This window comes from Pseudomonas sp. NPDC089530 (assembly GCF_050280705.1).
Lineage (GTDB): Bacteria > Pseudomonadota > Gammaproteobacteria > Pseudomonadales > Pseudomonadaceae > Aquipseudomonas.
Map to the genome: position 1 here is coordinate 1 of NZ_JBNNVU010000138.1, position 9,489 is coordinate 9,489.

Here is a 9,489-nt window from a genome sequence, read left to right on the forward strand (position 1 = left end):
GCCCGCACCGTGGCCAACCGCGTGATCTTCATGGACAAGGGGGAAATCGTCGAACAGGCCGCGCCGAACGACTTCTTCGACAACCCGCAGAACGAACGGACCCAGCTGTTCCTGAGCCAGATCCTGCACTGATCCAGGCGCTGCCCTGAAAATGAACCCGGCCTGGCGCCGGGTTTATTTTTGCCCGGAGTTCAGGGCGCCGTGACATTGGCCTCATGGGGTTCGTTGTCGGTCGCCGGTTCCTGCTGCTCGCTGAGCGCCTGTACCTCGGCCATCAAATGCGGGTGCCGATCCAGCAGGCGCAGCAGCATGAACAGCGGCTGGGGCGGGGCGACCTCGCCGCGTTCGTAGCGGGAGAAGGCGTTGTGCCCGCCGCCGGACAGTAGTTTCACCGCTTCCTTTTGCGAAAGGTGCAGCTTGCGGCGGATGCGCTTGACCTCGGCGGCCATGAGCTGCCGGCAGTCCTCCAGCAACCGGTCGCCGGCGCTGGCGTAGCGTTCGGCGCTGGCCGCGTCGAATTCGATTTCCCCGCAGGCCTGGCATTCCCAGCCATCCAGGCCGTGGACCTGGCGCCGCAGGTGCCGGTAGTCGATCGACTCGCTGCGATTGTTGAACGGCTGCATGCCGGTCGGGGCACCGCAGCTGACGCATTGCCTGTGTTTCATGGGTGCTTCTCCTTGAAGGAGATCACGGGAGGGCCGCCGCCGGGGCGGTAGGTGACCTTGAGGTAAAGCTCGACGGCGTCGACTTGGGTGTCATACACGTCCTGCCAGATCCGTTGGTCGAGGTCGCTGGTCATGGACTTGTAGAGCATCTTGCCCTGCAGCCCGGCAATCACCTGCTGCATGTCCCTGAGGCTCAGTCCCAGATGCCGGCCGCTGACGAGGGCGGTCCGGGTGAAGGCCGCCGCTCCCAGGCGTGTGACATCCGCCTGGATCACCGCCAGGTCGTAATGAGGTGTTTTCTTTTCCATAAGACACCATGAGTTTCGATAAAAATTACCCATAAAGGGTTTTTTAGGCAATCGGATGGTCCTTTCCGAGCGTGATTTTCGTGCGTCGGTTCGGTTGTTCGCCCGCGCGAAGCTGACTAATATGCCAAGAAAATTCATCCGATGATTGGATGAAAGGGCGACGGCACATGACAGAACACTCCCCCCTGGTTAAGCGCTCCCTGGTCGATCAGGCCCTGGAGCAACTGCGTCAGCGCATCAACGACGGTGCCTGGAGCGTTGGCCAGCGCCTGCCGACCGAGCCCGAGCTGGCGGCGGAGCTGGGCATCAGCCGCAATACCGTGCGCGAGGCCATGCGGGTCCTGGCGTTTTCCGGCCTGGTCGAGATTCGCCAGGGCGACGGCAGTTACCTGCGCGCCGCGGTCGATCCGCTGGATACCCTCAAGGTCCTGTCCCAGTGTTCCCAGGAACAGGCCCGCGAGACCCGGCAGATCATCGAGACCGAGGCCATCGGCCTGGCCGCCCTGCGCCGTACCGATCAGGACCTGGAGGAACTGCGCGAAGCCCTGGCACTCAGCGGCAGCCACTATCACGGCGAGCTGGAGCATTACATCGCCTGTGACCTGGCCTTTCACTGTCGACTGGTGGACGCGGCCCACAACCCGACTCTCAGCGAGCTGTACCGCTATTTCTCCAGCGTGGTCGGCGCGCAGTTGCGCCAGAGCCTGAACATCCATCCCCGACGCCAGGCGGTGTTCGATCTGCATGTCGACCTGCTGGATGCCGTCGAGCAGCGTGACCCGGAGCGGGCCAAGGCCCTTTCGCGGCAACTGATCAATGAACCCTGAAACCGAGAGCACCATGTCCAGCCACCAGGCCAATAACCCGTCCCCCCTTGCTGCTGCCCGGCGCGAGGCTGAGCTCGAAGAACTGCTGATCGACGCCGAGGCCGACGATGCCGAGGTCCAGCAGAGCCACCCGGTCCCGGCGCGCCCCTGGCTGTTGCTGCTGGGGCTGATCCTGGTGGCGCTGAACCTGCGGCCGGCGCTGTCGAGCATGGCGCCGCTGCTCAGTGAGGTCTCCCGCAGCCTCGGGCTGTCGGCGTCCCAGGCCGGCCTGCTGACCACCTTGCCGGTGTTGTGCCTGGGTCTGTTCGCGCCGCTGGCCCCGGTGCTGGCCCGGCGCTTTGGCGCCGAGCGCGTGGTGCTCGGCATCCTGCTGACGCTGGCGGGCGGGATCATCCTGCGCAGTTCCCTGGGGGAGGTCGGGCTGTTCGCCGGCAGCATCCTGGGTGGCGCCAGCATCGGCGTGATCGGGGTCTTGCTGCCGGGCATCGTCAAGCGCGACTTCGCCCGGCACGCGGGCACCATGACCGGCGTCTACACCATGGCCCTGTGCCTGGGCGCGGCGATGGCCGCCGGGGCGAGCGTGCCCCTGAGCCAGCACTTCGCTGACAGCTGGGCGCTGGGCCTGGGGTTCTGGGTGCTGCCGGCGCTGGTGGCGGCACTGTTCTGGCTGCCCCAGGTCGGCAAACGCCAGGGCGTGCATCACGCGGCCTATCGGGTGCGCGGCCTGTCTCGCGATCCGCTGGCCTGGCAAGTGACGCTGTACATGGGCCTGCAGTCCTCGCTGGCCTACATCGTGTTCGGCTGGCTGCCGTCGATCCTCATCGGCCGCGGCCTGACTCCGACCCAGGCCGGGCTGGTGCTGTCCGGCTCGGTGATCGTGCAGCTCGCCAGTTCCCTGGCCGCGCCCTGGCTGGCGACGCGGGGCAAGGATCAGCGGCTGGCGATAGTGGTGGTGATGCTGCTGACCCTGGGCGGCCTGTTCGGCTGCCTGTATGCGCCGCTCGATGGCTTGTGGGGCTGGGCGATCCTGCTGGGCCTGGGGCAGGGCGGCACCTTCAGCCTGGCGCTGACTTTGATCGTGCTGCGGTCGAAGGACGCCCACGTGGCGGCCAACCTGTCGAGCATGGCCCAGGGTATCGGCTACACCCTGGCGTCCATGGGGCCGTTCGCGGTCGGCCTGGTGCATGACTGGACCGGTGGCTGGACGGCCCTGGGCTGGATTTTCGCGGTGATCGGCCTGGGGGCCATGGTCGCCGGCCTGGGCGCCGGGCGTTCGCGCTACGTGCAGGTGGAAAGCGAAAAGATCTGATCCGCCCCACTGTCGGTATTTGCGCGGCGAATGCCGATAGTGTTTCCAGGCGTCGCAGACTATCGTGCAGGCATTCTTTTCCCGAGTCGGAGCCTGTTCATGAGTGATGCCCACCGCGCCTTGATCACTGAGTTCTATAGCGCTTTCCAGCGCCTGGATGCCGAGGCCATGGCCGCCTGCTACACCGAGGATGTGCTGTTCAGTGATCCGGCGTTCGGCGAGCTGCGCGGTCGCGATGCCGGTGACATGTGGCGCATGCTCACCACCCGGGCCAAGGACTTCTCCCTGACATTCGACAGCGTGCACGCCGACGAGCGTAGTGGCGGCGCCCATTGGGTGGCGACTTACCTGTTCAGCCAGACTGGCAATACGGTGGTCAACGATATCCAGGCGCGTTTCGTGTTCCGCGACGGCAAGATCTGCGAGCACCACGACCAGTTCGCCATGTGGCGCTGGGCCCGCCAGGCCTTGGGCACCAAGGGTCTGCTCCTGGGCTGGACCCCGCTGCTGAAAAACGCCGTGCGCGCCCAGGCCCGCAAAGGCCTGAAAGCCTTCCAGGCCGGTCGCTGAGGCGCGGCCTCTGTTAAGATCGCGGCTTGTTTTCCACAGGCCGCGATCACCGTGACCCGCTCCAGCCCATCCACCATCGACGACGCCGAGCCTGTTCCCGCGGCGAGCAAACCCTGGTTCGTCTACCTGGTGCGCGCCGCCAATGGCGCTTTGTACTGCGGCATCAGCGACGACCCGCTCAAGCGTTTCGCCAAGCACCAGAACGGCAAGGGCGCGCGCTTCTTCCTCTCCAGCCCGGCCGTCGCGCTGGTCTACACCGAGGCCTGCCGCGACAAGAGCGAAGCCCTGCGCCAGGAGCGGCTGATCAAGAAACTCAGGAAAAGCGCCAAGGAATGCCTGGTGGCCTCGGCCACCGCGGCTCATCAAGCTGACTGATAAGTTCCCATCAGCCTGGGCGGTGGGCTGCCCGGAATTTGCGCGCTAAGCTGGATGCTCCTACTCATCCAGTGGACGCCAGCATGTCAGAATTGATTCTGCACCATTACCCGACTTCTCCTTTCGCGGAAAAAGCCCGGCTGTTGCTGGGCTTCAAGGGCTTGTCCTGGCGCTCGGTGAAGATTTCGCCGGTGATGCCCAAGCCCGATCTCACCGCGCTGACCGGCGGTTACCGCAAGACCCCGGTGCTGCAGATCGGCGCCGATATCTATTGCGACACGGCATTGATCGCCCGGCGCCTGGAGCGGGAAAAGGCCTCGCCCGCACTGTTTCCCGAAGGCCGGGAAATGGTGACGGCGACCTTCGCGATCTGGGCCGACTCGGTGGTGTTCCAGCACACGGTGAGCCTGGTGTTCCAGCCCGAGTCGGCCGCCGTGCGTTTCGGCCATCTGCCGCCGGAGGCGGTCAAGGCCTTCATGGCCGACCGCGCCGGGCTGTTCAGCGGCGGTAGCTCCACCCTGGTGCCGCTGGAGTTGGCCAAGCATCAATGGCCGACGTTGATGGCGCGCCTGGAGCAGCAGTTGCAGCGTGAGGAGGGCGACTTCCTGTTCGGCGAACCCTCGATCGCCGACTTCGCCTTGGCCCATCCGCTGTGGTTCCTCAAGGGCACGCCGGTGACGGCGCCGCTGGTGGACGCCTATCCGGCGGTGTCGGCGTGGCTGGCGCGGGTGTTGGGGTTCGGCCATGGCGCGTCGAGTGCCATGACCGCCGAGGAGGCGCTCGAAGTAGCCCGTCAGGCCACGCCGGCGGCCTTGCCGGATGAAGTCTTCAGCGATCCCAACGGTTTCCGGGCCGGCCAGCAGGTGCGGATCGCCGCGACCGACTATGGCGTCGATCCGGTGGAGGGCGAGTTGCTGTTCTCCGGCAGCGAGGAGCTGATCCTGCGCCGCGAAGACCCGCGGGGCGGGGTGCTGCATGTGCACTTCCCGCGTCTGGGGTTTCGCATCGAAGCGCAATGACCGACCGGTGTAGGAGCGAAGCTTGCTCGCGATAGCAGCGCGGGGTGCCTGAAACACCGTGTGATCGTTCCTCGCGAGCAATCGAGCGTCGAGCGGCCGCTCCTACAATGGGCGGGGGGATTCCAGGGCGGCGAGGATGGCGTCGGGATCGTAGGTGCGAATCAGTGTGCCGTTCACCTCCAGGATCGGAATCCCGGCACCGCCCAGCGCGGTATAGGTCTTGCGCGCCTCGGCGTCTTTTTCGATATCGAACTCGCGAAAGGCGATGCCCTTCTGGTCGAGAAAGCGCCGGGTGGCCTTGCAGTAGCCGCACCAGTCGGTGGCGTAGAGCACCACCCGGGCGTTGGCCCGGACCTGCTCCGACGCCACCTGCGAGGGGTTGAACAGGCGCTCGAGCTTGCCCCAGTGCTGATATGCCACGACCAGCAGCAGGATCAGCAGGAACTTCTTCAACACGCCCCGCAGCATCAGTTGCGGCGCTTGAGCTGGTCGGTCAGTTGGGTCGGCAGGCCCTTGATGATCAGGGTGCCGGCTTCTTCGTCATACTCGATCTTCGAGCCCAGCAGGTGCGCCTCGAAGCTGATGGACAGGCCTTCGGCCCGGCCGGTGAAGCGGCGGAACTGGTTGAGGGTGCGCTTGTCCGCGGGGATTTCCGGCGACAGGCCGTAGTCCTTGTTGCGGATGTGATCGTAGAAGGCCTTGGGGCGGTCCTCGTCGATCAGCTCCGAGAGCTCTTCCAGGCCTACGGGTTCGCCGAGCTTGGCCTGGCTGCTGGCGTAGTCCACCAGGGCCTTGGTCTTTTCCCGGGCGGAATCTTCCGGCAGGTCTTCGCTTTCCACGAAGTCGCTGAACGCCTTGAGCAGGGTCCGGGTCTCGCCCGGGCCGTCGACGCCTTCCTGGCAGCCGATGAAGTCGCGGAAGTACTCCGAGACCTTCTTGCCGTTCTTGCCCTTGATGAACGAGATGTACTGCTTGGACTGCTTGTTGTTCTGCCACTCGGAGACGTTGATCCGCGCGGCCAGGTGCAACTGGCCCAGGTCCAGGTGGCGGGACGGGGTCACGTCCAGTTCGTCGGTCACCGCCACGCCTTCGCTGTGGTGCAGCAGGGCGATGGCCAGGTAGTCGGTCATGCCTTGCTGATAGTGGGCGAACAGCACGTGGCCGCCGACCGACAGGTTGGATTCTTCCATCAGCTTTTGCAGGTGCTCGACCGCGACGCGGCTGAAGGCGGCGAAGTCCTGGCCGCCGTCGAGGTATTCCTTCAGCCAGCCGCTGAAGGGAAAGGCGCCGGATTCGGGGTGGAACAGGCCCCAGGCTTTGCCCTGCTTGGCGTTATAGCTTTCGTTGAGGTCGGCGAGCATGTTCTCGATGGCTGCGGACTCTGCCAGTTCCGAGTCGCGGGCGTGCAGGACGGCAGGGCTGCCGTCGGGTTTCTTGTCGATCAGGTGGACGATGCAATGACGGATCGGCATGGGCTTCTCGGCTGGTTGGCGGGGGAGGGCGCGGCTCCCCGAAAAAGTGCCCAGTGTACCGCACCTGCTGGTTTTGGCGCTGTTTGCGGGGAGTGGAAGGTGGCCTGGGTCAAGCTTATGCATTTTTTTACGGGTTTAGAGCAAGAAAGCTGACCAAATGGCTAGGTAGAAGCGGATATTTCCCCGCCTCTGTGCTAGTTTTGCCCCCGTCTTACGCGATGTCTCGGCGTTAAGCGTGCATTCAGCATTTGTCAGGTCGAACCAAACCCTGATTTCGGTATCTATAACCCCGATCTTTCGTGGTTGCGACCGGGGTGCCAGGTCCACAAGATCTGGCTCGATGGCTGACACTGCACTCATGCAATCCAAATGAATTTGATAGGGAAGGAACACCATAATGGCTATTACTAAAGACCAACTGATCGCCGATATCGCTGAAGCTATCGACGCGCCGAAAACCACCGCGCGTAACGCTCTGGACCAACTGGCCCAAATCGTTGCTGATCAATTGGAAAATGGCGGCGAAATCACTCTGCCAGGCATCGGCAAGCTGAAAGTGACCGAGCGTCCTGCCCGTACTGGCCGTAACCCATCGACTGGCGCTGCCATCGAAATCGCTGCCAAGAAAGTGATCAAGCTGGTTGTGGCTAAAGGCCTGACCGACTCGATCAACAAGTAAGATGCTGTAGAACCGTGCCTCGGAGACCTTCCGGGCACGGTTTGCCGGCCTTGGGCCGCAACGATTTACGCAAGGTAAATCGCCGCTTTTCCCTTCTAGCTATCCCTTCCGAACCCAACGCTCCTGGCGCCAGGCCTGTTGCTGTGCCTTGTCCTTGAAGGTCCAGGCGACGAAGCGGCTCTGTTTCTGCCCCTGGGACATTTCCACCACCTGGCTTTCCAGGGCCCCGGCCTTTTTCAGCGCGGTCTGAATCGCCGGCAGGTTCGAGGCTTTCGACACCAGGGTGCTGAACCACAACACCTGCTGCGCCACCAGGGCGCTTTCGCCGATCAATTGGGTCACGAAGCGCGCTTCACCGCCTTCGCACCACAACTCCGCGGCCTGGCCGCCAAAGTTCAGTACCGGCAGTTTGCGCTTGGGATCGGCCTTGCCCAGGGCCCGCCATTTGCGTTGGCTGCCGCGGGTGGCTTCTTCCAGTGAGGAATGGAACGGCGGATTGCACAGCGTCAGGTCGAAGCGCTCGTCGGCTTCCAGCAGGCCCTGGAGGATCTGCTTGCGGTTGGTTTGCTGGCGCAGGCTGATGGCCTTGTTCAGGCCATTGGCCTGGACGATCGCCTTGGCGGCGGCGAGGGCAGTGGTGTCGATGTCGGAGCCGAGGAACTGCCAGCGGTAGTCGGAGTGGCCAATCAGCGGATAGATGCAGTTGGCGCCAACCCCGATGTCCAGCACCCGCACCGCCGCGCCCCGAGGGATCTCGCCGTCGTTGTGCGCGGCCAGCAGGTCGGCCAGGAAGTGCACGTAGTCGGCGCGGCCGGGAACCGGCGGGCAGAGGAAGTCGGCGGGAATGTCCCAATGGGCGATGCCGTAGAACGCCTTGAGCAAGGCCCGGTTGAACACCCGTACCGCCGCCGGGTTGGCGAAGTCGATGCTCTCCTTGCCGTAGGGATTGAGGATCACGAACGCCCCCAGCTCCGGGGTGCCTTTGATCAGCTGTGGAAAGTCGTAGCGGCCTTGATGGCGGTTGCGCGGGTGCAGGCTGGCCTTTTCCCGGGGCGCGGCGGCGGTGGCCGGAGCAGCGGGTTGAGGCTTTTTACGCGGGGCTTTGGGAGGGCGGGGGGCGGTCATGGGCGAAGTCGGTTCGGGTATGGCTCAAAGTGGCGGGCATTGTCCCATATCTGCCCGGGTGACGCGGCGTCTGTCGGAGCGATAACGTGGTGTGTCAGGGATCGCGTCTCGCGGGCAAGCCTCACTCCTACAGCGGCTGGAAATAAAAAAGGGAGCCCGTTGCGGGGCTCCCTTTTTCGTCGTACTCGAATCGCCGTTACAGGCTGGAGATCCGGGCGTGCTGCTCGGCCAGCTTGCCCAGGGCCTGTTCGGCCTCGGCCAGCTTGGCGCGTTCCTTCTCGATCACTTCAGCCGGAGCCTTGTCGACGAACGCCGCGTTGGACAGCTTGCCGCCGACCCGCTGCACTTCGCCTTGCAGGCGCTGGATTTCCTTGTCCAGGCGCGCCAGTTCGGCGCCCTTGTCGATCAGGCCGGCCATCGGCACCAGCACTTCCATCTCGCCGACCAGGGCGGTGGCGGACAGCGGTGCTTCTGCGCCAGCAGCCAATACGGTGATCGACTCCAGCTTCGCCAGCTTCTTGAGCAACGCATCGTTTTCGCTAAGGCGGCGCTGGTCTTCGGCACTGGCGTTCTTCACGAACACCGCCAATGGCTTGCCTGGCCCGATGTTCATCTCGGCGCGGATGTTGCGCGTGCCGAGCATCAGGGTCTTGAGCCATTCGATATCGCTTTCGGCGGCCTCATCGATGCGTGCTTCGTTGGCCACCGGCCAGGCCTGCAGCATGATGGTCTTGCCCTGGATGCCGGCCAGCGGCGCCAGGCGCTGCCAGATTTCTTCGGTGATGAACGGCATGAACGGATGGGCCAGGCGCAGTGCCACTTCCAGTACCCGCACCAGGGTGCGACGGGTGCCGCGCTGGCGCTCGACCGGCGCGTTCTCGTCCCACAGCACCGGCTTGGACAATTCCAGGTACCAGTCGCAGTACTGGTTCCAGATGAACTCGTACAGCGCCTGGGCGGCCAGGTCGAAGCGGAACTGATCCAGCTGGCGGGTCACTTCGGCTTCGGTGCGCTGCAGCTGGGAGATGATCCAGCGATCGGCCAGGGACAGCTCGTAGGCTTCGCCGTTCTGGCCGCAGTCTTCGCCCTTGTCCAGCACGTAGCGCGCGGCGTTCCAGATCTTGTTGCAGAATTTGCGAT

Annotated in this window: 12 protein-coding genes and 1 pseudogene; 7 read left to right on the forward strand and 6 right to left on the reverse strand. The window is 64.4% G+C overall.

Annotated features, from left to right (window positions below; translation table 11 throughout):
- Positions 1 to 132 (forward strand): annotated as a pseudogene (glnQ, locus tag ACQKQA_RS28450) (glutamine ABC transporter ATP-binding protein GlnQ); the annotation flags it as partial.
- Positions 133 to 191: 59 nt separating this feature from the next.
- Here the strand turns inward: glnQ and ACQKQA_RS28455 are convergent.
- Complete coding sequence (locus ACQKQA_RS28455) at positions 192 to 665, reverse strand: type II toxin-antitoxin system MqsA family antitoxin (RefSeq protein ID WP_427564545.1); 474 nt, start codon at positions 663 to 665, stop codon at positions 192 to 194.
- Positions 662 to 973: a type II toxin-antitoxin system MqsR family toxin gene (locus ACQKQA_RS28460; protein ID WP_427564546.1), complete on the reverse strand. Its 312-nt coding sequence runs from the start codon at positions 971 to 973 to the stop codon at positions 662 to 664. Before ACQKQA_RS28460 ends, ACQKQA_RS28455 begins: the two co-directional genes overlap by 4 nt.
- 167 nt (positions 974 to 1,140) lie before the next feature.
- Here ACQKQA_RS28460 and ACQKQA_RS28465 point away from each other — a divergent pair, with 167 nt between their 5' ends.
- From ACQKQA_RS28465 to ACQKQA_RS28485, 5 genes are all read left to right on the forward strand, one after another.
- Positions 1,141 to 1,800 carry a FadR/GntR family transcriptional regulator gene (locus ACQKQA_RS28465; RefSeq protein ID WP_427564547.1) on the forward strand — a complete coding sequence of 220 codons (660 nt, stop codon included), beginning with the start codon at positions 1,141 to 1,143 and terminating at the stop codon, positions 1,798 to 1,800.
- Positions 1,790 to 3,109, forward strand: a complete 1,320-nt coding sequence (locus ACQKQA_RS28470; protein WP_427564548.1) for a CynX/NimT family MFS transporter — start codon at positions 1,790 to 1,792, stop codon at positions 3,107 to 3,109. The genes ACQKQA_RS28465 and ACQKQA_RS28470 overlap by 11 nt, the downstream gene beginning before the upstream one ends.
- Before the next feature lie 99 nt (positions 3,110 to 3,208).
- On the forward strand, positions 3,209 to 3,679 hold the full coding sequence (locus ACQKQA_RS28475) for a nuclear transport factor 2 family protein (RefSeq protein ID WP_427564549.1): 471 nt from the start codon (positions 3,209 to 3,211) through the stop codon (positions 3,677 to 3,679).
- A 51-nt stretch (positions 3,680 to 3,730) separates the two neighbouring features.
- Entirely contained in the window at positions 3,731 to 4,054 is a 324-nt protein-coding gene (locus ACQKQA_RS28480) for a GIY-YIG nuclease family protein (protein WP_427564550.1), read from the forward strand.
- 83 nt (positions 4,055 to 4,137) lie between these two features.
- Positions 4,138 to 5,073: a glutathione S-transferase family protein gene (locus ACQKQA_RS28485; protein ID WP_427564551.1), complete on the forward strand. Its 936-nt coding sequence runs from the start codon at positions 4,138 to 4,140 to the stop codon at positions 5,071 to 5,073.
- 102 nt (positions 5,074 to 5,175) lie between these two features.
- On the opposite strand, the gene ACQKQA_RS28490 is transcribed toward ACQKQA_RS28485, so the two are convergent.
- Together ACQKQA_RS28490 and yejK are read right to left on the reverse strand one after the other, a co-directional pair.
- Entirely contained in the window at positions 5,176 to 5,541 is a 366-nt protein-coding gene (locus ACQKQA_RS28490) for a glutaredoxin family protein (protein WP_427564552.1), read from the reverse strand.
- Positions 5,541 to 6,545, reverse strand: a complete 1,005-nt coding sequence (gene yejK, locus ACQKQA_RS28495) for a nucleoid-associated protein YejK (RefSeq protein ID WP_427564553.1) — start codon at positions 6,543 to 6,545, stop codon at positions 5,541 to 5,543. Before yejK ends, ACQKQA_RS28490 begins: the two co-directional genes overlap by 1 nt.
- A 397-nt stretch (positions 6,546 to 6,942) precedes the next feature.
- On the opposite strand from yejK, the gene ACQKQA_RS28500 reads away from it, so the two are divergent.
- The gene (locus ACQKQA_RS28500) at positions 6,943 to 7,224 is read left to right on the forward strand and encodes an HU family DNA-binding protein (protein ID WP_007932138.1); all 282 of its coding nucleotides are present in this window, start codon (positions 6,943 to 6,945) and stop codon (positions 7,222 to 7,224) included.
- Positions 7,225 to 7,323: 99 nt separating this feature from the next.
- Here ACQKQA_RS28500 and rlmF read toward each other — a convergent pair whose 3' ends face one another.
- Together rlmF and ACQKQA_RS28510 are read right to left on the reverse strand one after the other, a co-directional pair.
- Positions 7,324 to 8,349 carry a 23S rRNA (adenine(1618)-N(6))-methyltransferase RlmF gene (gene rlmF, locus ACQKQA_RS28505; RefSeq protein ID WP_427564554.1) on the reverse strand — a complete coding sequence of 342 codons (1,026 nt, stop codon included), beginning with the start codon at positions 8,347 to 8,349 and terminating at the stop codon, positions 7,324 to 7,326.
- Positions 8,350 to 8,545: 196 nt separating this feature from the next.
- A partial coding sequence (locus ACQKQA_RS28510) for a class I tRNA ligase family protein (RefSeq protein ID WP_427564555.1) occupies positions 8,546 to 9,489 on the reverse strand: 944 nt, incomplete at its 5' end.

Coding starts and splice junctions, on each gene's coding strand:
- ACQKQA_RS28465 (WP_427564547.1), top strand. CDS start 1,141: ATGACAGAACACTCCCCCCTGGTTAAGCGCTCCCTGGTCGATCAGGCC.
- ACQKQA_RS28490 (WP_427564552.1), bottom strand. CDS start 5,541: ATGCTGCGGGGCGTGTTGAAGAAGTTCCTGCTGATCCTGCTGCTGGTC.
- ACQKQA_RS28485 (WP_427564551.1), top strand. CDS start 4,138: ATGTCAGAATTGATTCTGCACCATTACCCGACTTCTCCTTTCGCGGAA.
- yejK (WP_427564553.1), bottom strand. CDS start 6,545: ATGCCGATCCGTCATTGCATCGTCCACCTGATCGACAAGAAACCCGAC.
- ACQKQA_RS28500 (WP_007932138.1), top strand. CDS start 6,943: ATGGCTATTACTAAAGACCAACTGATCGCCGATATCGCTGAAGCTATC.
- ACQKQA_RS28460 (WP_427564546.1), bottom strand. CDS start 973: ATGGAAAAGAAAACACCTCATTACGACCTGGCGGTGATCCAGGCGGAT.
- ACQKQA_RS28455 (WP_427564545.1), bottom strand. CDS start 665: ATGAAACACAGGCAATGCGTCAGCTGCGGTGCCCCGACCGGCATGCAG.
- rlmF (WP_427564554.1), bottom strand. CDS start 8,349: ATGACCGCCCCCCGCCCTCCCAAAGCCCCGCGTAAAAAGCCTCAACCC.
- ACQKQA_RS28470 (WP_427564548.1), top strand. CDS start 1,790: ATGAACCCTGAAACCGAGAGCACCATGTCCAGCCACCAGGCCAATAAC.
- ACQKQA_RS28475 (WP_427564549.1), top strand. CDS start 3,209: ATGAGTGATGCCCACCGCGCCTTGATCACTGAGTTCTATAGCGCTTTC.